This window comes from uncultured Slackia sp. (assembly GCF_934630525.1).
In the GTDB taxonomy this organism is placed as follows: Bacteria; Actinomycetota; Coriobacteriia; order Coriobacteriales; family Eggerthellaceae; genus Slackia.
In genome coordinates this window covers 65,334-86,628 of sequence record NZ_CAKTVX010000001.1, presented here as the reverse complement: position 1 = coordinate 86,628, position 21,295 = coordinate 65,334, and the positions used below count along the sequence as shown (strand labels likewise).

Annotated in this window: 20 protein-coding genes; 1 reads left to right on the top strand and 19 read right to left on the bottom strand. The window is 60.2% G+C overall.

Annotated elements, in window-relative coordinates; translation table 11 throughout:
- Nucleotide 1 precedes the first annotated feature (1 nt).
- From trmFO to rpsT, 17 genes are all read right to left on the bottom strand, one after another.
- A complete protein-coding gene (trmFO, locus tag Q0D41_RS00360) occupies nucleotides 2-1,348 on the bottom strand; it encodes a methylenetetrahydrofolate--tRNA-(uracil(54)-C(5))-methyltransferase (FADH(2)-oxidizing) TrmFO (protein ID WP_294373545.1) in 1,347 nt (448 codons plus the stop codon).
- A gap of 47 nt (nucleotides 1,349-1,395) precedes the next feature.
- On the bottom strand, nucleotides 1,396-2,328 hold the full coding sequence (dprA, locus tag Q0D41_RS00355; protein ID WP_294373543.1) for a DNA-processing protein DprA: 933 nt from the start codon (nucleotides 2,326-2,328) through the stop codon (nucleotides 1,396-1,398).
- A 5-nt stretch (nucleotides 2,329-2,333) separates the two neighbouring features.
- Nucleotides 2,334-3,830 carry a YifB family Mg chelatase-like AAA ATPase gene (locus Q0D41_RS00350; RefSeq protein WP_294373540.1) on the bottom strand — a complete coding sequence of 499 codons (1,497 nt, stop codon included), beginning with the start codon at nucleotides 3,828-3,830 and terminating at the stop codon, nucleotides 2,334-2,336.
- 4 nt (nucleotides 3,831-3,834) lie between these two features.
- Entirely contained in the window at nucleotides 3,835-4,329 is a 495-nt protein-coding gene (locus Q0D41_RS00345; RefSeq protein ID WP_294373537.1) for a YraN family protein, read from the bottom strand.
- Between the two features lie 238 nt (nucleotides 4,330-4,567).
- Entirely contained in the window at nucleotides 4,568-5,359 is a 792-nt protein-coding gene (locus tag Q0D41_RS00340; protein ID WP_294373535.1) for a ribonuclease HII, read from the bottom strand.
- A 174-nt stretch (nucleotides 5,360-5,533) separates the two neighbouring features.
- The gene (rplS, locus tag Q0D41_RS00335) at nucleotides 5,534-5,875 is read right to left on the bottom strand and encodes a 50S ribosomal protein L19 (protein ID WP_287537855.1); all 342 of its coding nucleotides are present in this window, start codon (nucleotides 5,873-5,875) and stop codon (nucleotides 5,534-5,536) included.
- Nucleotides 5,876-6,253: 378 nt separating this feature from the next.
- Nucleotides 6,254-6,745 carry an rRNA maturation RNase YbeY gene (ybeY, locus tag Q0D41_RS00330; RefSeq protein ID WP_114614975.1) on the bottom strand — a complete coding sequence of 164 codons (492 nt, stop codon included), beginning with the start codon at nucleotides 6,743-6,745 and terminating at the stop codon, nucleotides 6,254-6,256.
- A complete protein-coding gene (locus Q0D41_RS00325; RefSeq protein ID WP_294373522.1) occupies nucleotides 6,746-7,537 on the bottom strand; it encodes a 16S rRNA (uracil(1498)-N(3))-methyltransferase in 792 nt (263 codons plus the stop codon).
- Nucleotides 7,538-7,549: 12 nt separating this feature from the next.
- On the bottom strand, nucleotides 7,550-8,032 hold the full coding sequence (locus tag Q0D41_RS00320; RefSeq protein WP_294373520.1) for a diacylglycerol kinase family protein: 483 nt from the start codon (nucleotides 8,030-8,032) through the stop codon (nucleotides 7,550-7,552).
- The gene (gene mtaB / locus Q0D41_RS00315) at nucleotides 8,029-9,273 is read right to left on the bottom strand and encodes a tRNA (N(6)-L-threonylcarbamoyladenosine(37)-C(2))-methylthiotransferase MtaB (RefSeq protein WP_294373518.1); all 1,245 of its coding nucleotides are present in this window, start codon (nucleotides 9,271-9,273) and stop codon (nucleotides 8,029-8,031) included. The genes Q0D41_RS00320 and mtaB overlap by 4 nt, the downstream gene beginning before the upstream one ends.
- 141 nt (nucleotides 9,274-9,414) lie before the next feature.
- Nucleotides 9,415-10,548, bottom strand: coding sequence for a molecular chaperone DnaJ (dnaJ, locus tag Q0D41_RS00310; RefSeq protein WP_294373517.1), 1,134 nt, complete (start codon nucleotides 10,546-10,548; stop codon nucleotides 9,415-9,417).
- A gap of 21 nt (nucleotides 10,549-10,569) precedes the next feature.
- Nucleotides 10,570-11,580, bottom strand: coding sequence for a heat-inducible transcriptional repressor HrcA (hrcA, locus tag Q0D41_RS00305; RefSeq protein ID WP_294373516.1), 1,011 nt, complete (start codon nucleotides 11,578-11,580; stop codon nucleotides 10,570-10,572).
- 247 nt (nucleotides 11,581-11,827) lie between these two features.
- Entirely contained in the window at nucleotides 11,828-13,012 is a 1,185-nt protein-coding gene (gene dusB / locus Q0D41_RS00300) for a tRNA dihydrouridine synthase DusB (RefSeq protein ID WP_294373515.1), read from the bottom strand.
- Complete coding sequence (hemW, locus tag Q0D41_RS00295; protein ID WP_294373513.1) at nucleotides 12,996-14,108, bottom strand: radical SAM family heme chaperone HemW; 1,113 nt, start codon at nucleotides 14,106-14,108, stop codon at nucleotides 12,996-12,998. The genes dusB and hemW overlap by 17 nt, the downstream gene beginning before the upstream one ends.
- Before the next feature lie 9 nt (nucleotides 14,109-14,117).
- Entirely contained in the window at nucleotides 14,118-14,384 is a 267-nt protein-coding gene (locus Q0D41_RS00290; RefSeq protein WP_294373510.1) for a hypothetical protein, read from the bottom strand.
- A 244-nt stretch (nucleotides 14,385-14,628) separates the two neighbouring features.
- Nucleotides 14,629-16,434, bottom strand: coding sequence for a translation elongation factor 4 (gene lepA / locus Q0D41_RS00285; protein WP_123219428.1), 1,806 nt, complete (start codon nucleotides 16,432-16,434; stop codon nucleotides 14,629-14,631).
- A gap of 104 nt (nucleotides 16,435-16,538) precedes the next feature.
- Complete coding sequence (gene rpsT / locus Q0D41_RS00280; protein WP_294373502.1) at nucleotides 16,539-17,036, bottom strand: 30S ribosomal protein S20; 498 nt, start codon at nucleotides 17,034-17,036, stop codon at nucleotides 16,539-16,541.
- 334 nt (nucleotides 17,037-17,370) lie between these two features.
- On the opposite strand from rpsT, the gene yihA reads away from it, so the two are divergent.
- A complete protein-coding gene (gene yihA / locus Q0D41_RS00275; RefSeq protein ID WP_294374428.1) occupies nucleotides 17,371-17,985 on the top strand; it encodes a ribosome biogenesis GTP-binding protein YihA/YsxC in 615 nt (204 codons plus the stop codon).
- 60 nt (nucleotides 17,986-18,045) lie between these two features.
- On the opposite strand, the gene holA is transcribed toward yihA, so the two are convergent.
- Nucleotides 18,046-19,038 (bottom strand): DNA polymerase III subunit delta, encoded by a 993-nt coding sequence (gene holA / locus Q0D41_RS00270; RefSeq protein ID WP_294373500.1) that lies wholly within the window; start codon nucleotides 19,036-19,038, stop codon nucleotides 18,046-18,048.
- A 15-nt stretch (nucleotides 19,039-19,053) separates the two neighbouring features.
- Nucleotides 19,054-21,231 (bottom strand): DNA internalization-related competence protein ComEC/Rec2, encoded by a 2,178-nt coding sequence (locus Q0D41_RS00265; RefSeq protein WP_294373498.1) that lies wholly within the window; start codon nucleotides 21,229-21,231, stop codon nucleotides 19,054-19,056.
- Nucleotides 21,232-21,295: the final 64 nt, after the last annotated feature.

Here is a 21,295-nt window from a genome sequence, read left to right as displayed (position 1 = left end):
CTTAGAGCAGGCCCTTGGCACGAATATCAGCCACGTAGCCCTCCATGGCGCGCGACCCGCGCTCGGCATAGGCGGCGTAGCGCATACCCTTGTTGCGAATATGCTGATCGAGCGGCTTCAAGATGCCGAAATTCACGTGCATGGGCTGATAGTCTTGCGTTGCGGGGTCGGTGGCGTAATCGAGCAGCGCGCCGAAAGCGGTTTCCACAGGCAAAAGCGGAGCCTGCATGCCTTGGAGCCGGGCATACACGAACAGCGCGCACATAAGACCCGACGCGATGGCCTCGCAATAGCCCTCGGTGCCAGAAAGCTGACCGGCAACATACACGGGGGCGTCGATGCCGCGCAAGCGCAAATCGCGATCGAGCAGGCGCGGGGCCTGGATGAACGTGTTGCGATGCATGACGCCATAACGCGCGAACTCGGCGTTTTGCAAACCGGGGATCATGCGGAAGACACGTTTCTGCTCGCCAAATGTGAGATTGGTCTGGAAGCCCACCAGATTGTAGGCCGTGCCCTGGGCGTTTTCGGCACGAAGCTGCACCGCCGCCCACGGACGACGACCCGTTGCAGGATCGGTAAGCCCCACGGGCTTGCAAGTACCGAATCGGGGTGCGTCGGCGCCCTTGCGGGCGATTTCCTCAATAGGCTGGCACGCCTGGAACAAGTCTTTCGTTTCGAAGTCGCGCTTAATAACGCGATCGGCAGCAACAAGCTCCGCAATAAAGGCGTCATAGCTCTCTTTGTCGAAAGGCGCGTTCAGGTAATCGCCGGGAGCATCTTGCTCGTAGCGCGATTGGCGGAACAACACATCCATATCAAGGGAATCGGCCATGACCACGGGCGCCGCCGCGTCAAAGAACGCGAGATTGTCGGAGCCGGTTTTGTCAACAAGCCACTGAGCAAGCGCATCGCTCGTAAGCGGGCCCGTTGCCAAAATGGTAGCATCCGCAGCGCCCAAGGAAGCGTCGAGCGGGTCGGAAACGCACATCACACGATATTCGATATAAGGGTTTTCCTTCACCATGGAAGTGACGTCGGCGGAGAACTCGTCTCGATCGACCGCGAGCGCACCACCCGCGTCGACGCGGGTTCGGCCCGCCGCCGCAATAAGCTGCGAACCGAGTGCTGCAAGCTCCGCCTTCAGCATGCCTGCAGCGCTTTCAGGCTTGGTGCTCTTCAGGGAGTTCGAGCACACGAGCTCGGCGCAATCGCCGCCGCGATGCACATCGGTTTCGGTTTCGGGGCGCATCTCGAACAGACGCACATGCACGCCACGCTGGGCGAGCTGAAGCGCGGCCTCGCTGCCTGCGAGACCCGCGCCGATTATGTTCACAAATTTATCCATGCAGCGAGGATAACACACCCGCATGGCAATTCATAAAAGCCCGCAAGCTATCCAACAGCGCCAAACCGGCCATCGGGAAAACGAGTGAGCGCGCCCGCCCCTTCCAGCAGCGATACATGCGCCATGACGCGTGTCGCCGCGGCCATGGGATCATCGCCATCAGCGAACAGGGCGATGATTTCTTCGAGGCGCATAGGATCCGCCGCAAGCGCCGAAAGAATAGGATCGTCGACCCCCGCATCGGCCCCATCGCCCGCAAATAACGCCAACTGTTCAGCGCCATAGCCGCCTCCCACGATTTCCGGAAATAACGACATAATCGCCGAATCGAACACTTCCTTGCTCACGATGGGCATAGCTCCCTGCGCGAGCAACATATTCGAGCCCGCCGATGTGGCGGAAAAAATCGACCCCGGCACCGCAAGCACATCTTTATTGGCAGCAAGCGCTTCGTCGGCCGTAGAGAACGTACCGCTGGGAAGCCCCGCTTCCACGATAAGCGTCGCACGCGCCAACCCCGCGATAAGGCGATTGCGTTTGCGAAACATGAAGGGCTTCGGCGGATAATGCCACGGAAATTCCGAAGCAACCGCTCCTCCGCCCTTGACGATGCGCCGAAACAGATCCACGTTCGATTTCGGATACGGTTCGTCGCAACCGCCGCCCAGAAACGCGACGGTTTGACCGCCGGCCGCAAGAGCCGCCTCGTGCGCGGCTGCGTCGCAACCGCGCGCACCGCCCGAAATCACCACCACGCCGAGCTCAGCTGCGCGGCCTGCCAACATTTTGGTCGCATTCAACCCATAAGGCGTCGCCTTGCGCGCCCCGACGACCGCAAGACCCTCTTTAAGCGCAGAGGGGTCGCCGATCACATAGAGCCGTTCTGGCGGCTCGGGCACAGCCTCAAACGCATCTGGATACCCTTTCGTGCCCCGCGCAATTTCGAATCGCGGGCCATCGATGCGAAAACGTTCTTCCATGGCCGTTATACCCCCTTTCGGAGCTTGAAGCTCAGAGCTTCCATAAGGTGCTCTTCGGCCACCGACTTCGATTCGGCGATGTCGGCAATTGTGCGCGCCACCATGAGCGCTCGCGTTATTCCACGCCCAGAAAGAAGCTGTGTGCGCGACACCGTTTCCAACAAGCCCCGCGTTCGTTGCGCCATGCGGCAACGGGCAAGCAGCGCGCCCACATCGATGGCATCGCTATCGCCAAGCACGGCCCGCCGCCACGAACTGAACTCGCGAGCAGCCAAAACACCCGCCAGCAAACGCTCGGAGTCGATTGGGTCGCGGCCATCGGCGCGATCGAGCATCTCGCCGGGATCGCAGCGCCACACATCGACATGCATATCGATTCGGTCGAGCAGCGGGCCGCCGATGTTGCCCTGGTACCGCTCGATTTTCCATTGCGGACAGGTGCATTGCTTTTGAGGGTCACCGTAATACCCACAAGGACAGGGATTCGCCGCCGCGACAAGCGAAAAACGTGCAGGAAGCGCAACGCTGCCATCGGCCCGGGTTATCACGATGCGGCCCATTTCCATGGGCTGGCGAAGCGCTTGAAGCGATCGCGACGAGAATTCCGGCAATTCGTCGAGGAACAGAACGCCGGCATGAGCAAGCGATATCTCACCTGGATGCACGGGCGTTCCCCCGCCCACAAGGCCCGCCACCGTAGCGCTGTGATGCACGCGGCGAAACGGCCGTGTGCCCGCGAGAATAGAATCGATGGGCTCGCCCGCAACGGAATGGACGATAGCCGCCTCAAGCCTTTCGTCATCGGAAAGCGGCGGCAATATGGAAGGCAGGGCACGCGCAAGCATGGTTTTGCCCGATCCCGGAGGCCCCATGAGCAAAATGCCGTGGCCGCCCGCGGCCGCAACCTGCATAGCGCGCTTGGCAGCCGCCTGTCCACGGATATCGCCAAAATCGGGCGCCTCAACCGAAGAAGAAGGCGCGCAGAAATCGAGTGGCCGCACGGCCATGGAGCGCAAACTGGCAAGCGAGGGCAACGCGAGCTGCTCCATGTGCCCAAGCGGCGCTCCGTCACGCGCATCGGCGCTCACCAAGAGTTTGCACCCGAGCTCACGAGCGCACGCGGCGAATGCGAGCGTACCGTGCACCGGTCGCACGGAGCCGTCGAGCCCAAGCTCCCCTACCAGCAAGCATTCACCAAGAGCTTCTGCGTCGATTTGCTTCGTTGCCGCCAAAATCGCCGCAGCGATAGGCAAATCGAAGCCCGACCCGGCCTTGCGAATGGAGCTTGGCGCCAAATTCACCACCACTTTATCGCCCGGCATGGTGAAGCCGCAGGCTTTTATGGCAGCCCGCACGCGCTCGGTCGATTCGCGCACGGCGGCATCGGGCATGCCGACAATAGAAAAACCCGGCAATCCGTTCGAGACAACCACTTCAACGGCAACAGGAATCGCCCGCACGCCCACAATGGTCGCCGAATATAACGAGCATCGCAGCTGCATGACGTCACGCGCCCGCGCCGAAAGCGTTCACGATATGTTTCACGAAGCCCTTCGAATTCGGCATTGCTTGAATGGCGATCACGTCGAAGCGCACGCGGGCATCGGCCCCATCATAGCTAGACAAAAAGCTATAAGCGATGCGTTCATAACGGGCGCGCTTCTTCGGCGTGACCGCTTCCTGGGGAAAGCCTTTATCGCCACCCGCGCGCGTTTTCACTTCAACAAATACGAGGCAGCCGTCATCAAGAGCGATGATGTCGGCCTCGCCTGCGGCGCACGCCCAGTTGCGCTCCAGAATGATGTAGTCGTTTCGTTTCAGCAATTCGCAGGCGAGGTCTTCGCCGTAGGCCCCCAGTGTCTTCGGGTCGCAATTCCAGCGCTTGACGAAAGCGATTTCTTCTTCATCGTCGCCCCAATAGCCCTCATCGACAGCGGCGCATTCGTCGCTCACATGGGCATGGGAGTGCGGATTGCGTGGTGCAGCATTTTTTTCGGTCATGGCATCCCCTTTCTCGTACGGCGAGTGTAGAGGTGAAACCTTGTCCGATTCTTGCCCAAATCACGCGCTTTTCCTCGCGACAACCTTGCAATTGCCCCGCGATTCCCCAGCGTATTCTTTGGCCTTTAATGCCAATCGCTCTTCGTTTCCATCGCGTTCTCACGCATTTTTCCGGCAATTCTCCGACGATTCGCGCACAAATTCCCCGCGTTTCCCGCGGCGTGGAAGGGCGGCCTTCTTAGAACAGCGTCTCCTGCGTCCAGGCACGACAAAAACTCGCGCGGTGCACGGGAGAAAGTCCATATTGCTTTATTGCCTCGATATGCTCGGCGCTCGCGTAGCCTTTGTTCGATTCGAAGCCGTAATGGGGAAACCGCTCGGCATAGCGGCACATGAGCGCGTCACGATCGACCTTCGCGATAATGGACGCCGCCGCGATGGACGCGCATTTCCCATCGCCTTTCACAATATTGACCTCGCGTGCGTCGAGATGCTGCGCATTGCCATCGAGCAACACCGCATCGAGCGAAGCGCCTTTCGCTGAAAGCTGCTCCTCAATAGCTGCAATAGCGCGCAGGTTCGCCATACGCAACGCCCACGTCATGCCATGTTCATCGATTTCCTGAGGCTGAATGTATTCGATATCCCACGCGATAGCCACCTCGCGCACCACGGCGGCGATTTCTTCGCGACGCTCAGCAGAAAGCTGCTTCGAATCGTTCACGCCCTCGACACGCGGGTCGTCGGGCAGCACGACGGCACCAATGGCAAGCGGACCTGCGACCGGGCCTCGACCCACTTCATCGAGCCCCACGGCGATGCCGCCTCCTGCAAGTTTTGCCTGGAAGCTGTACATGCCCTCCAGACGAGCCGCTTCCGCGTCTTCGGCGGCGAAGCGGCGCGCAGCGCTTTTCAGGGCAGCTTTGACCCCCTTGCGCCCATCGGCAGCAAGGGCGCGGGCAAGCGCCTCGTATTCCGCGCGATTCGCGGTCTTCAGGGCTTCTCGTATTTCTGCAAGCGTTTGAGCCATTCGTTCCCCTCGTTTCTGGGCGACGATTCTTTTTCCATGCGACGAAGCATTTCGCTCACGCAAAACAGCAGTGAACACCGTTGGAATGCGCGCGCAGAATACCCCAGCGCATGGAAAATGAAACAAGAAAGGGGTCCCGAAGGACCCCTTCCAAAGCACCAATTCGGTAAAGACTTAGAATGCCTTTTCCTTGATCTTGGCAGCCTTGCCCACCTTGTCGCGCAGGTAGTACAGCTTGGCACGACGGACCTTGCCGTGACGCACGACCTCGATCTTCTCGATCTTGGGGGAGTGCACGGGGAAGGTACGCTCAACGCCAACGCCGAAGCTGATCTTGCGGACGGTGAAGGTCTCGCGGCAGGTATGGCCGTGACGACGGATAACGTCGCCCTGGAAAACCTGGATGCGCTCGCGGTTACCCTCGGTAATGCGATAGTGCACCTTGACCGTGTCGCCGACGTTGAACGGGGCGACTTCCTTGATCTGCTGCTGCTCGATAGCGCGGATGATATCCATTTCGTTTCCTTCTGCTAGTCTTTTCCTTCGACTGTGCTGCTTAAAACGCCAGTTTCGGGTTCGCCTTCGCGCTTGCGCGCGGGCATCGCATGCAATGCCCAACTAAGCTGAGCCCTTCAAGGTTCTGGACAAAACCTGGCACCGCAGCAGAGGTCGGATGGAAACGAACGCGACCCGAAGGTTGCTCGTTCCGACGTGAAACGGAGCGCTTAAGAAGCCGACGTTGAATTATAGCAGAGACGCACTCGCTCTCCAAGAGCTTTTTGCCCCTTGGGCAAGCGAACACAACTTGTGCAAATTGGCGCGCGAAATGCGGTTATGGAGCGCACGAAAGAGCCGCCCGCCACACCGCCCGCACGCGGGATACCGCCGCAGTTTCTAGCGGATGTTGGGCAGCCCCACGCCAGCAAGCATCTCGCGCTCGCGAGCTTCCATGGCCTCGGCCTCTTCGTCGGAATGCACATGATCCCATCCGCACAAGTGCAGAAGGCCATGCACGAGCAGCACCGCGAGCTCTTCTTGCGGCGTGGTGCCGAACTGGGCCGTTTGAGCGCGCGCATAATCGGAGGCGATGATGATGTCGCCAAGCATGAACGGCTCGTCATCGGGCACGCCCGCGTCGTCGTACGCCGCTCCCCCGTCGAAATCGTCGTCAAGGCCGTCGCACTCGAAGCTGAGCACGTCGGTCGGGCGGTCGATTCCGCGGTATTCCTTGTTCAGGCGATGAACTTCCTCGTCGGTCGTGAGCGTGATGGAGACCTCGGTTGTGGCGGGGCATCCTTCCTGCTCAAGCACGTATTGCGTGATACCCTCGATATCGACGCCGCTCGCGATGTCGGCGCCATGCTCGATTTCGATTTCGATGTTCATTTAAAACCCTTTCTTGTCGGCGCCCATGCCTCCGCACGCATACAAAACGAGCGCAGGGGCAACGATTCCAGCGGTTTCGGTACGAAGGATCGACGGGCCAAGCGTCACAGGCCAGGCATTGACGCCTGCCGTGAGCGCTTCGACCTCATCGGCGGAAAGGCCGCCCTCGGGACCCACCAGCACGGCGATGCGCGGCTTGGCGACAGCGGCGCTCCCGAGCGACTGTTCGAGCGCGGCGGCGATGGTCTTCGTCGAGGGGCATTCCTCCCAGCATACGAGCACGCAGTCGAATTCGCGCAGCAGCTGCACAGCCTGCTTCACCGTATGCGGCCCATGCACGCGCGGCTCGACCATGCGTCCCGATTGCATGGCGGCAGAATGCGCGATGGCCTGCCAACGGGCAAGCTTGGACTTCGCCTTCTTCGCATCGAGCTTCATGACGCAACGAGAGCTCGAAAGGGGCACGAACTCGTCAATGCCCACCTCGGTCGCATGGCGAATGATATCGTCCATCTTGTCGCCCTTGGCAAGGCCCTGGAACAGCGCAATGCTCGCAGGCGCCTGCGGCGCATCGAGACGCTGCGCGATGCGCGCCACCAGGCCATCGTGCGCCGAGATGATTTCCAGTTCGAAATAATCGCTCGCCGCATCAACAACGCTTATATGCTCGCCCTCAGACAGGCGCAGCACGCGCGCGTGTTTGGCGTCTTCCGCAGAAAGGCGCACGGGGAATTCCTGCGCCGTCTCTTCGGCGATAACTTGGCCGTCAAGAAAAAAATGATGGAATGACATGCGCTTGCCCCCCTATGCTCCCAGCAGCGCCAAAAGCGCCGGAACGAATACGATAAGGCCTACGACGACGCTTGCGCAGGCTGTGATAAGGGCGGCACCCGCCGCGCAATCTTTCGCGCGCTTGGCAAGCGGGTGGATGTCAGGCGAAGCCAAATCAACGATTGCCTCTATCGCCGTGTTCACGGTTTCCATGGCGAGCTGTACGCCCACGCACATGGCAACCACAGCCCACCCCCAAGCAGGCACCTGCAAAAGCGCGCACGCGGCAAAAACCACAACCGCCGCCACGACATCGACCTTGAAGTTGCGCTCGCTTCCCGCCTGGACCACGCCCGAAGCCGCATAACCGAACGATTTCACGAGATTGTTCTTGCGCTTCAGCGTTTCGCCCGTTTCGCCCATCTCACCCGCATCGACGCTTTGGCCTGCTGCCTCGCCGCCGCCGGCCATGGGCTCGCTTCCAGACGCGCCGGAATTCGAACGTTCTTCCATCATAGTTCGCACTCCACCAAATCGCCCACGATGCTGCCCGCTGGGGCATCGATTCCGTGATAGCTCTCAGTCGTGGCGTTGCCCTCCGATTCGACCAGGGCCAATTCCCTCGACCCGCAACGGCGATGCATATCGTCGGCGCGAAGACGTTCCTCGATCGCCTCGAGCCTTTTGGCGCGCTCGGCCTTCACTTCGGGCGAGACCTGATCGTCGCGCTCGGCCGCAGGCGTTCCCGCACGCTTCGAGTAGCGGAAAATGTGTATCTTCGAAAAGCGGCATATTTCAGCCACGCGGCATGTCTCGAGGAAGTCTTCTTCAGTTTCGCCGGGAAAGCCGACGATGACGTCAGTCGAAAGCGACAGCTGGGGCATGGCGGCATACAGCTTCTCGACCAGGCCCAAAAATCGCTCGGCGCTATAGGGGCGTCGCATTTCGCGCAGCACCTTGCTCGAACCCGATTGCAGCGGCAAATGCAAATGTCGGCAAATGCGGCCATTCGATGCGGCCATGAGCTCAATAAGGTCGTCATCGACGTCGCGCGGCTCAATCGACGACACGCGGAAACGAACGCGCGGCACGACGCCAAGGCCCGAATCGGCGGGAAATTCTTCATCGACCGCTTTCATAAGGCAACGCAGCAAATCGGCCAGGCGCATGTCGCCCTCGCGATACGAGCCCAAATTAATGCCCGTGAGCACGATTTCACGCACGCCCGCGCGCGCGAGCTCACGCACTTCCTCAATAATCTCTTCGGAAGGCCGCGATGTGGCACGCCCGCGCGCAACATGCACGATGCAGTACGTGCACGCATTGTTGCAGCCATCTTGCACCTTCACGCCAACACGCGTGGGAAATTCCTCGCCCGCGCGAATGGCGGCCAAGGCGGGCGACTCGCTCGTCTGCGCGCCAAGCACGTCGGCCATGGCGCTTTTCGGCACCACTTCGATGCGGGGATCCATCTCGGTATAGGTAATGGGATCGATGGCGGCGGCGCAACCGGTTACAACGACGCGAGCGAAATCGTTCGCGCGCAGCGACTGGCGCACGGCCTTGCGCGTTTTCTTTTCAGCCTCGCCCGTAACGGTGCACGTGTTCACGACAATGAAATCGGCGGCCTCGATGGGCACTTCTCGCCCACCGCCCGCAATAAGGGCGGCTGCGAAATCGTCGCTTTCGACGCGGTTCACCTTGCAGCCAAGGTTCACGACATGAAAAGAAGCTGCATTTTTTTTGGTTTGTTCCAACAAAGGCATTCCTTGCATTCGGCAATCAACGGCAGTCAACGGCGCTCAATCGTTTCAGGCAACCAGTGTACCCGAAGCGAAAGCGAAAAAGCCGCAACAACAAAGAGGCACCTAGCTCTACGCCAGGTGCCTTCATGCTTCCTAGTTGAACGCGTCGCGCAACTTCTGCAGCGGGCTGCGCGGTGCGGCCACGTCTTCGCCGAATTCCTCGGCCACCTTTTCGAGCAGCTCACGCTGCTTCTTGGTGACCTTCTTCGGAATAAGCACGGTAATGTGCACATACATATCGCCGCGCTCGGTGGACTTCAAACGGGGCATGCCCATGCCCTTTACGCGAATGACCTGCTCGTTTTGGCAGCCCTCGGGAACGCGAACCTTCACCTTTTCGTCATGGAAGATGCCGTCAATCTCGATTTCGGCGCCGAGCGTGGCCTGGATGAAGCTCACGTTCGCACGGGCGTGCAGATTGTCGCCCTCGCGCTCGAAGAACTCATGCGGCTGAATACGGCACGTCACGATGAGGTCGCCCGGACGAGCGCCGTGCATGCCGGCCTCGCCGAAGCCCGTCACGCGCAGCTGCTGGCCCTCGCGAATGCCGGCAGGCACTTCGACGGTGACATGCTGGCGATCGGGGATGCGGCCCTGGCCCTCGCATTCTTCGCACGGCTTGTCGATGACTTTGCCCGTGCCGCCGCATGTAGAGCACGTAGAGGCGGTTTGCATATCGCCCAGGAACGTATGCTGCACGGTGACCACGCGGCCGCGACCGTGGCAATCGGGGCAATCGATTTCTTTGCCGCCCTCGGCCTTGCCCGAGCCATTGCACACCTCGCACGGCGCCAGGCGGTCGTAGACGATTTCCTTCTTCGCGCCCGCAGCGACCTCTTCAAGCGTCAGGCGCAGGCCAACGCCCATATCGCGGCCTTCTTTGCGCACCGTGGCGCGACCGCCCGCAGCGCCGCCGAAGAAGCTCGAGAAAATATCGCCCATGCCGCCGAAACCGCCGCCGAAGATGTCTTCGAAGTCGACGTTGTAGCCGCCGGCGGGGCCGCCCGCCGCTCCGGGAACCGTGCCGAAGCGGTCGTACTGCGCACGCTTATTGGCGTCGGAAAGCACGTCGTAGGCCTCGTTCAATTCCTTGAAACGATCCTCTGCATCGGGCGCTTTATTCACATCGGGGTGAAGTTCGCGCGCTTTGCGGCGAAACGCCTTCTTGATTTCGGCGTCGGTTGCATCTTTGCTGACGCCCAAAATGGCGTAGAGGTCTTTTGCCATAGTGTGTGTGAGCCTTCCTATTTACAAATCTTTCAGCGCGCTTTTCGCGGAGCGCACCACGCTGATGACCTTCGAATAATCCATGCGCGTAGGGCCGATGACGGCGACCACGCCTTGAGCCTCGCCCGAACCGTATTGGGCGGCGACGACCGAAACCCCCGATAGCTCGCTCGCGGAATTCTCCTTACCGATGCGAACCTCGAGCGAATCGGGGGCATTGCCCGCAGAGCCCACGTCGTCGAAAAGATGCATAAGCACCGTGTCGTCTTCGAGCACTTGGAGCACGGGCAACGCAGCGGACGAGTTGCTGAATTCGGGCTTGCTCAGCAACGTCGACATACCCAAGCTATGCGCGCGGCCTTCGTCGGCCTTCGCCATGCAAACAACGAGCTCGTCAATCACGATGCGCGCGAGCGGGCTGGAAAGCGCTTCAATACGCACGCCCTTCGCTTTGCGCACCTCGGAAATTGAACGCCCCGAAAGCGCGGCGTTCAATGCATTCTGCACGTCGGCCAGCTCATCGGCGGAAACGTCTTCCGCAAACTCGACCGACCGGTTGAACACCTGACCGTCGTCGGTAACGACGACCATGAGCATGCGACGAGACGACATGGACACGAGCGAAATTTGCTTCACCGAAGACGCGAGCAAAGAAGGCGCGACCACAACCGAAAGGCAATCGGTCAAGCGAGACAGGGCGGCCGATGTTTGCTCCATGAGGTCGTCCATCTTCGTTGCCGCATCACGCACGTCGTCGAACATGCCGCCCGTGGCGTCTTCGCCGTATTCGCGCGAAAGCAAATCGTCGACGAATGCACGATAGCCCGCATCGGTCGGAACGCGGCCGGCGGAAGTGTGCGGAGAAGTGAGATAGCCTTCATCTTCAAGCACCGAGAGTTCGTTGCGAACCGTAGCAGAGGAAACGCCGAGCCGGTAACGATCGACCAAGGTGCGCGAGCCTACAGGCTGCGCGTTGGCGATGTACTCCTCGATAAGCGCTTGAAGCACTTTCTGTCGACGATCGGACAGCAACGGTTCTCGGCCCCTTTCATGCGACGCATTCCATGCCCCGCGCACCGATCGGCGCGAGACGACACAACGAATCACGCGCGTGCGCGTTAACGTGACAGGATTCTAGCAGCGATGCCCCAAGAGTGCTAATAAACCAAAGAAAACGACACCGTTCCGTCACGCTGCGGAAAGAAACGAGCTCCACAGCACCGCGGAGACATGCCGACGGGCACGCAACGCGCATATTCGCGAAGGCGAGAACCGCCAGTTAGCGTGCCAAATATCGTTCCTCTTCCGCTTCAATGCGCGCGGCGTCGGCAAGCAGCTGTTCAAGCACTCGGTCGAAATCGTCGAGCGTCACGCACTGGTTGAGCTCGCCGCGCGCCTTCGAGGCTCCTGGAATGCCGCGCAAATACCACATCACGTGCTTACGCATATAGACCAAATTGTTCCCTATGCGCTTCGATAAAATCTCGGCATGGCGATGAGCCATGGCAACGCGCTGTTCGGGCGTGGGGGGCTCGGGCGCGGCTTCGCCGTTCAAGGCGGCGCGCACCTGCTCGAACACCCACGGGTTTCCCTGCGCGCCGCGACCAATCATCACGGCATCGCAACCCGTTTGCGCCACGAGCGCACACGCCTCTTTTCCGCCAGTCACATCGCCATTGCCAATAACGGGCACCTCGACGGCGGCCTTCACGCGCGCAATCACATCCCAATCGGCGCATCCCGAATAGAATTGCGCCGCCGTGCGGCCATGCACCGCAACCGCCGAAGCGCCGGCATCTTCCATACGGCGGGCGAAATCAACCGCGATGTCTTCGTCTGCGGCATATCCCTTGCGGAATTTGACCGTCGTGGGATGTTCGACGGCGGCCGACACCTTGCGCACAATCTCGGCAGCGAGTTCGGGCGTCGTCATGAGCGCCGAGCCGTCGCCCTTCTTCACGATCTTACGAGCCGGGCAGCCCATGTTGATGTCGATGTAAGCGAGCGCATCGCCCATCTCGGATTCAATCCACGCGGCTTCACGCGCCATCGTCTCGGGCTCGTGGCCGAACAGCTGCACGGCAACCTTGCGTTCGTTGGGCGCGCGATCGAGCAAGTGGCGCGTTTTTTCGTTCGCGAACGAGAGCGCTTTGCTGGAAACCATTTCGGTATACGTGATGTCGCAGCCCAACTCCAGGCTCAGCTGGCGGAAGGCGATGTCGTTCACGCCAGCCATGGGAGCAAGAAGCACGGGAATGGAGTTGCGTGCGCCGTGCTCTTCCGAGGGGAGCGCTTCACGCGCAGTTCCGCACGAGCCGGAAGCCACTAAATGTGGCTTCCGTGCGAGCTCAGGACTGTTTGAGCATGCAGCGCTCTCCTCGGAAGAGCACGGCGCGCCCACAAAACCCGTCTTATTTGCCGTAACGGCGCATTCCTCGAAGGCAACCTTACGGAGCCAGCTCATAAATCCTCCCGTAAAGCTCGTTGCCCAAAAGCCAGCCGCCAAATGTCGGCTTCCAGCGACCATCTTCGCGTTTCACGAGCTTGTCGCGAACGAGCGAATTGAAGACGTCGAGCGCTCCAGGAATGACCACGGCGGCGGCGAACAGCTCATCGTCCGAAACGCCGCGCGTCATGCGCATTTTCATCATGAGGTCTTCGGCGCACATCTGCTTGCGATTGAGGTCGTCTTGCACTTCCCCATCTTGCACGCGCATGCGGCGGGCATCGTTTTGCGTCATGGTGACGGCAGAAATGCCCAGGCCAAGGTACGGAACACCCGTCCAGTAGGCAATGTTGTGCTTGCATTCGAAACCCTCGCGCGCATAGCTCGCCACCTCGTAGCGATGGAAGCCCACAGGCGTGAGCACGTTGGGCGCCATCGACATCATGAGCGCCTCTTTGTCCTGGTCAACGTCGTCAATCTCGCCCGAGTCGACCATGCGGCGAAACGGAGTGTGGTCTTCGATGGTAAGCGGATACACGCTCACATGCGTCACGCCCAAGTCGACCGCGGTTTGCACGTCGGCTTCGAACATTTCGGGCGTCTGGCCAGGCACGCCGCACATAAGGTCGACCGATACGTTTTCAAAGCGCTCGCGCGCATCGAGCACCGCTTGCTTGGCGCGCGCCGAATCGTGAATGCGATCGAGCGTTTTCAGCAAACCGTCGTCGAAGCTTTGCACACCAATGGAAAGGCGATTCACGCCCAGGGCATAGATATCGCGAATGAGCTCGGGAGTGAGCGAATCGGGATTCGCCTCCATGGAGCATTCGACCTCAGGCGTCAAATTCATGGAAACGCCCAGGGCATAAAGCAATTTCGAAAGGCGCGCCTGGCCCACAAAGCTCGGCGTGCCTCCGCCTACATACACGGTTTCGATTTCTGCGAGCTCGCCCTCTTTTGCCTTGCGGCGAAGCTCGAGGATCAGATTGTCGATATATTCGTCGATTTCCACCGAATCGGGAGCAACGGCTCGCGTGGTGAAATCGCAATATGCGCAGCGATGCTTGCAAAAAGGCAGATGGATATAAAGCGCCTTATACGGATCGTGCGGCATAGGTGCCTCCTAATTCGTTGCGACCACGGAAAGAAACGCGCCAAGGGCGTTCATGGATTCAACGCCAAGCAAAACAAGCAAAACCAAGGCCGCGATAATCGCCACGATAATTGCCGCCTTCGCCTTGCCCGACATTTTGCGTCGCACGGGGGCTTGCTCGCTGAACGCATCGTCAAGCCACGTGCCTTCGTCGCTCGCATGAACAGGCGTCGAGGCCTGAGGCTCGTCACGAAACGCGTCTTCCAGGAAGTCGTATTCTTCGTCGTGCTTTCCCATAAACACCTCCAAGCAAGCTCAGCAGTTAAAACCAAACCAAAAGAGCGACCCAAGCCCGCAAGGACCAGCAAAAGTCGCAGGTCAAACCAGAAAGCACCTGATTTGGCCAATGCCAACGAACGGCACTCCGAGCGGGCAGCTCGCCGCGAAACCGCGCGCATGAGCCTTACAGCCATGCGCGCGGCCCAAGCGGCAAGGTGCGGCTCGGAGCGCCGCGCAGCGCCAGGACTGACGCGTGGCGGGACTATTCGTCAACCTTCAAAATCGCCATGAAGGCTTCCTGCGGCACTTCGACGTTGCCAATCGCCTTCATACGCTTCTTGCCGGCCTTCTGCTTCTCGAGCAACTTACGCTTACGCGAGATGTCGCCGCCGTAGCACTTCGCCAAAACGTCCTTGCGCTTCGCGCGTACCGTTTGACGGGCAAGCACGCGGCCGCCAACGGCCGCCTGGATGGGCACTTCGAACATCTGCTGCGGAATGATGTCTTTCAGTTTCTCGCACAGCACGCGCCCGCGGTCGTACGCCTTATCTTTGTGCACGATGAACGACAGGGCGTCGATCGGCTTGCCGGAAAGCAGAATGTCGAGCTTCTGCAGGGAGCCCGGCTTGTATTCGTCGAACTCGTAGTCGAGGCTTGCGTAGCCCTTCGTGCGGCTCTTCAGCTGATCGAAATAGTCGAGGATGAGCTCGCTCGAGGGAATCTCCCAAATCTGCTCCACCGTCGTAGGCGAAATATAGTTCATGGTCTTGAACGTGCCACGGTGCGCCACGGTAAGCTCCATGACCGCGCCCACATAATCGGGCGGAATCATGATAGTCGCACGCAGATACGGCTCTTCGATATGATCGATTTCCGAAGGGTCGGGCATATCTTGCGGCGAATGCACGCTCACCATTTCTTTGTTGGTCTTGTACACGTGGTATTCAACGCTCGGCGCGGTGGCGATAAGGTCAAGGCCGAACTCTCGCTCCAGGCGCTCCTTGATGACCTCCATATGCAGAAGGCCCAAGAATCCCACGCGGAAGCCAAATCCCAGCGCGTGGCTGTTCTCCATCTCCCACTCAAGCGCAGGGTCGTTCAGCGACAGCTTCTCAAGGGCCTCTTTGAGCGCCTCGAACTGGTCGCTTTCAATGGGGAACAAGCCCGTGTATACCATGGGCTTCGCCTCGCGATAACCCGGCAAGGGCTCAGTCACGCCGCCGACCCTCGAGGTGATGGTATCGCCCACGCGAACTTGGGAAACGTCCTTCAAGCCCGTGACCAGATACCCGACTTCGCCTACCGAAAGATTCGGGAGCGCAACCTCTTTGGGATGGCGCGCGCCAACTTCTTCAACAAGAATCTCGGTGCCGGCGTTCACGAGGCGCACCTCGTCGCCCTTCTTGATGGAGCCGTCGACCACGCGAACCAGCGCGACCACGCCGCGATACGGATCGAAATACGAGTCGAAAATAAGCGCGCGCAGCGGACCTTCGGCGTTGCCTTCGGGCGACGGAATAAGATGCACCACGGCCTCGAGCAGGTCTTTCACGCCAACGCCCGTTTTGCCGCTCGCCAAAATCGCGTCATCGGCGACAATCGCCAGGCCATCTTCAATCTCGCCCTTCACGCGCTCGGGCTCGGCCGAGGGAAGGTCGATTTTGTTGATGAGCGGAATAATCTCGAGGTCGGCGTTCATAGCCATCATAGCGTTGGCGACCGTTTGGGCCTCAACGCCCTGCGTGGCATCCACCACGAGCACCGCGCCCTCGCATGCCGCCAGGCTTCGGCTCACTTCATAGGTGAAGTCGACGTGACCCGGGGTGTCGATAAGGTTGAACTGGTACTCCTGGCCATCGTCGGCGGTATAGGCGACGCGCACAGCCTGGCTCTTGATGGTAATACCGCGCTCGCGCTCGATATCCATGGTATCGAGCAGCTGCTCTTCCATATCGCGCTGGGATACCGTGCCGGTAAGCTCGAGAATGCGGTCGGAAAGCGTCGACTTGCCATGGTCGATATGGGCGATGATGCTGAAATTGCGAATGAACTTGGGATCGGTGCTCATATAGTTGCAGCGCTCCTGGTCTCTATAGCGGAAAGGGCCCACTTCCGCGGGCCCTTTTCAGTAACGTAACGCCGCGCTGTGGCCCGGCGTTGATTGTTGAGGATTTACTCCTCGGTGGCCTCGGCAGCCTCGGCGGCAGCGGCTTCAGCCTCGGCCTTGGCCTTGGCGTCGTGAGCCTTCTTCTCGGCCTTCAGGGTAGCCTCGCGGCGCTTTGCCTTCTCGGCGTCGGCAGCCTTGTAAGCTTCCTTCTTGGCAACCTTAGCGGCAGCCTTCTTGGTGCCACCCTTGGGGGCAGCAACCTTCTTCTCGCGCTTCGGCGCAGCAGCGATGTCTTCCGCGGTCACCACGGTGTTGGCGAGAGCCATGACGCCAGACTTGCGGTTGGAAGCCTGGTTCTTGTGGATGATGCCCTTGGAAGCAGCCTTGTCGAGCAGACGGCAAGCATGCTGAGCCTTGGTGTAAGCCTCAACGCCGTTGCCGGCAGCGACAGCCTCGCGGACCGCGCGAACGGCGGTCTTCAGCTCGCTTTTGACAGCCTGGTTGCGCTTGCGAGCCTTCTCGGCGGTGATGATGCGCTTCTTCTGAGATTTGATGTTAGCCACTGTTTCCTCCGGTTAATTAGAAATGGTCCCGTACCAGCGAATCGACGCATCTTCAGCACTCAGCTGCGTCGACGTGCGGATTTGCCGCTTCGCTACCCTTTGCATGGTTACCCGCGTCAGTTTCACGTGTGCTGGAAACCTGTAAGCGGCGCTTCGACCGGTGGACTGCGGCCTGGCCCATGCAACAAGGCAATGTGAAACTATAAGCGCTCGTCAAGCCCACGTCAAAGAATTTATGCCGAATGTGGGCGAAAAAGCGCAACCGTGTGAAAAACGCGGCTTCATACGGTAGTATGGGCGGCGTTACCAACAAGGAGATCGCATGTCTAAAACGATGAACTACCACAACGTGAAATTCACCGCAGCCTATGGCACTTCCAAGCAGCTGCCCCCTTCCACGCGCGCCGAGGTTTCTTTCGTCGGCCGCTCCAACGTTGGCAAGTCGTCGCTTATGAACAAGCTGTTCAATCGCAAAAAGCTTGCGAAGGTTTCTGCCACGCCGGGCAAAACGTCGACCATCAATTTCTTCGAAGCCGAATGGGCCGACTTCGTCGACCTGCCAGGGTATGGCTTCGCGCAGGTTTCGAAATCTGAAAAAGCCCGTTGGCGCGAAATGATCGAAGGCTATTACAACCAAGACCGCGAGTTTTGCTGCGTGGTCTCGCTCATCGACATTCGCCACCCCGCAACCGCGCTCGACGTGAATATGATCGAGTTCTTGATTGCCGCCGAACTGCCGTTCATGATCGTATGCACGAAAGCCGACAAGCTCTCGAAGAACAAATGCATGCAAAATATCGCCGCGCTGCGCCGCCAGCTGGGATTCTCGCGCGATGAGGTGGAAATCATTCCCATCTCTTCAGCCAACGGCTCGGGCATTGACGATTTGAAGGCAGCCCTCGAACGCCGCATCAAAACTTACAACAACGACGAAAGCAGCGAGGAATAGACCTTCGCCGAACCGCATAACCGCGCGCCGACGCACCCCTTGATTTCAGGCGATGCAAGCCTACTTCTTTACGCAGGTTGAAATGGCCCAATCGAAGAACACGCCCTCGGCGTCGGCGCCGCTTTTCATCGCGCGTTCGCAATCACGGGCGCTTGAAAGGGCTGCACGAAGCTCCGCAGCAGACCACAAACGCGCAGCAGCCGCCACCTTCTTCGCTTTCCAATCGGGCATCTTGAGCTGCTTCGCCAAAGGCCCGGGGCCGCTTTGCCCGCGAGCCGCAAGCGCATGGCATGTGAGCATTTCGCGCAACGAACTCACGCAAAAACCGATAAGCGCATACGCCGATGTATCGCCGAGCTTCGCGCGCACGCGTACGCATTCGGCGACATTTCGCTGCGTGAACGGCGTGGTGAAATCCCACGGCTTCGCCTGCGAAGTACGCGTGACAAGCGCCGACACCTCTTCGGGTCCAACGGGTTGGGTGCCCGTGTGCGCAAGCGCGATTTTCTTCAGCTCGGCATCGAGATGCACCGTGTCTTCGCCCACAAGCTCCACCAAAAGCTTCGCAGCCGAATCGGTCATGGCGATGCCGTGCGACGTCGCCATGGCGCGCACCTGGGACGGCAATTCGTACGCCTTGCGCGGCGCGCAATCGATGACCGCCTTAGGGCCAACCGCCGCCGCAGCCTTATAGAGGCGCGTGTTTTTCGCAAGCTTATTCGCAAGCAACGCCAGCACCGTGAAATCGGCCGGCGATGAGAGATACGCGACGAGCGCTTCGGAATCGGCCTTCTTCAAATCGTCGGCATTTCGCACGATAACGAGGCGCTTGTCGATGCCGAAGGGCATGGTGTTGCACGCAGCCACGATATCGCCACCCAAAGCGTCTTTACCGTCGAACGTGTCGCAGTTGAAATCGAGGTCGCCCATCGCTTCCAGGCGCGAACGCAAGCGCTTAAGCACAGTTTCGCGCTTAAGCTGGTCTTCGCCGTTGATCAAATATGCCGGCAGCAAATTCACTTCGGCCATAGCCTTCTGACTCCTCGATTCCATATCTTTTCTGACGCCCTATTCTAAGGCAACCTCGCCCGCATACTGAGGCCGCACCTCAATTCCCTCTCGGGAAAACACGCAGGCGATATCGCCCAGCTCATCGGTTCGAAAGACGCGCGTTCCCGCCGCCTCAAGGGCATCGATCGTCGTTTGCGCGGGATGCCCGTAGCGATTGTTCGCGCCGCAGCTCACAAGGGCGATATTTGCCGAAAGCTCCTTGGCGAGTTCCGTCGTCATTCCCGCCTTGCTGCCATGGTGGCCCGCCTTCAGCACATTCACGACCGGCGTCCCCAAAGAACCCGTGCCGCCGCTTTGCACCATGCTTTCTATTTGGTCGGCCTCAGCATCGCCCGTGAGCAGCGCGGTAAGCGGCCTCGCCTCGCTCTCGTAGCTCACGAGCAAACACAGGCTATCGGCGTTGCCGCCTGCATCCGAAAAAACTTGAGGCCACACCACGCGGCACGTAAACCTTCCCACGCGTATCTCATCGCCCACACTAAGCCCCACTGCCTGGCGTCCCGAAACGCTGCGCGCTTGCGCGAGCAGCTCGGCGCAACCATCGCAGGGGCACGCATACGTTTCCCGGGCGACATACACACACGACCCAGCTACGGCGGATGCAAGCGAGTCGAGCGATGCACAGTGGTCGTCGTCGTGATGGCTAATCGCGACGCCCGAAAGATGCGGCGTGCGCGTTCGAGCGAGCGCCGCCGCGAGCATCGCATCCTGATTGCCCGTGTCAACCAAAAGCGATGCACCTTCGCTTTTCACCAGAATCGCATCGCCCTGCCCCACATCGAGCGCGACGATTTCGTCGGGCTCGAGCAGCGGAGCCACCACGACGCACGCCACCACCATAAGCGCCATAGCAGCCGCAACCCCCACCGCGCACGCTCGCGTTGGACGAGGCCACACGGCCCACAGGGCCACAAACGCCAATGCGGAAAGGGCGACAACAACCCACATTTCGGCCGAACACGGAAGAGACGCAAAGGGAACGCGCGCGAGCGCCGCCAAAAGCGCAGACAGTGCCTGAGCCAAGACGATAATCGCCGCAAGAACCGCCTTTCCCACCGGCGCATACAAAGCGGTAAGCCCCAGCCCAACAAGACCACCCGCAATGAAAACCGTGAACAGGGGCGCCGCAATCATATTCGTCAAAGGCGACAGGAGTGGCACGCGCGAGAACACGCACGCCGTAACGGGCGCGATGGGAATATTCGCCGCCGTCGTAAGCGCGCACGTTTGGCACAGCGTTTCTGCCCGCCGTCCAAAAACAGTCTCAAACCACGCCTGCATGAGGGGCGCAAGCGTCACGATTCCCAAAGTCGATGCAGCCGAAAGGAAGAACGACAACGACAGTGCATTCGTCGGATGCGCAGCAAGCAAAATGCATACGCATACCCCAAGCGCCGCAAGCGACGACGATCGACGAGCCCCCCAAATCGCGCTCACCACCACAGCCGCCATGAGCGCCGCGCGAATGACGGGCGCCGAAAACCCCGTGAAAGCCGCATAGGCGCAATAGAACAGGCACAACACGATGGAAAGTGCCATGCGCGGCATGCGCGCCCGCGTGAGCAACGCACCCGCAAGCGCGGCAACCACCGAAAGATGGGCGCCCGAAACGGCAACCATATGCGCCAAGCCTACCGCTTTCACATCGTCGTACAGGCCATCCTCTTCGAGCTTGCTCCTATCGCCTATCACGATCGCCCGCACGAGCGCCGCGCCACGCCCCTCAAACGCGTCGAACACCTCGCGGGCGAAACAGCGCGCCGCCACAACCGACGAGAGAGGGCCCGCGTCGTCAACAATCGTGGCCTGCGTTAATTTCGCACGCGCGCAGAGCCCCTTTGAGGCGTATCGAGAAAACGACGCTTCGGAAAATTCCGAAAACGTCGCGCTCGCCACAACGCGCTGCCGAGCGAGCAGGCGCGCGTCGCCCTCTATATCGGCGTCGCCATACGTCGCCAACACGTCGCGGGCAACGCCACTCGCATCAATCACGCGCGCATGCACGGAATAGCCATACGAACCGAGCTTGGCGTCTTCCACCACCTCGAGCGCATATTCCCCTGGTTCAAGGCCCCGTGGCACATCGAGCGGTACGTCGCCGCCCGCAATCGCGAGCGCTTGCCACGCCGCAAGCGATATCCAAGCGACAACCGCGACAACAAGCGAAACGGGCAAAGACGGACGCCGCGGAAATCGAGGCGCCGACCGATCGGTCGGCCCTTCCACCAATCCTTCCCCG

Bases quoted from the DNA above. Each gene is read 5' to 3' on its own strand.
- trmFO (WP_294373545.1), bottom strand. From the start codon at position 1,348: ATGGATAAATTTGTGAACATAATCGGCGCGGGTCTCGCAGGCAGCGAG.
- dprA (WP_294373543.1), bottom strand. From the start codon at position 2,328: ATGGAAGAACGTTTTCGCATCGATGGCCCGCGATTCGAAATTGCGCGG.
- Q0D41_RS00350 (WP_294373540.1), bottom strand. From the start codon at position 3,830: ATGCAGCTGCGATGCTCGTTATATTCGGCGACCATTGTGGGCGTGCGG.
- Q0D41_RS00345 (WP_294373537.1), bottom strand. From the start codon at position 4,329: ATGACCGAAAAAAATGCTGCACCACGCAATCCGCACTCCCATGCCCAT.
- Q0D41_RS00340 (WP_294373535.1), bottom strand. From the start codon at position 5,359: ATGGCTCAAACGCTTGCAGAAATACGAGAAGCCCTGAAGACCGCGAAT.
- rplS (WP_287537855.1), bottom strand. From the start codon at position 5,875: ATGGATATCATCCGCGCTATCGAGCAGCAGCAGATCAAGGAAGTCGCC.
- ybeY (WP_114614975.1), bottom strand. From the start codon at position 6,745: ATGAACATCGAAATCGAAATCGAGCATGGCGCCGACATCGCGAGCGGC.
- Q0D41_RS00325 (WP_294373522.1), bottom strand. From the start codon at position 7,537: ATGTCATTCCATCATTTTTTTCTTGACGGCCAAGTTATCGCCGAAGAG.
- Q0D41_RS00320 (WP_294373520.1), bottom strand. From the start codon at position 8,032: ATGATGGAAGAACGTTCGAATTCCGGCGCGTCTGGAAGCGAGCCCATG.
- dnaJ (WP_294373517.1), bottom strand. From the start codon at position 10,548: ATGGCAAAAGACCTCTACGCCATTTTGGGCGTCAGCAAAGATGCAACC.
- dusB (WP_294373515.1), bottom strand. From the start codon at position 13,012: ATGAGCTGGCTCCGTAAGGTTGCCTTCGAGGAATGCGCCGTTACGGCA.
- hemW (WP_294373513.1), bottom strand. From the start codon at position 14,108: ATGCCGCACGATCCGTATAAGGCGCTTTATATCCATCTGCCTTTTTGC.
- Q0D41_RS00290 (WP_294373510.1), bottom strand. From the start codon at position 14,384: ATGGGAAAGCACGACGAAGAATACGACTTCCTGGAAGACGCGTTTCGT.
- lepA (WP_123219428.1), bottom strand. From the start codon at position 16,434: ATGAGCACCGATCCCAAGTTCATTCGCAATTTCAGCATCATCGCCCAT.
- yihA (WP_294374428.1), top strand. From the start codon at position 17,371: ATGAACTACCACAACGTGAAATTCACCGCAGCCTATGGCACTTCCAAG.
- holA (WP_294373500.1), bottom strand. From the start codon at position 19,038: ATGGAATCGAGGAGTCAGAAGGCTATGGCCGAAGTGAATTTGCTGCCG.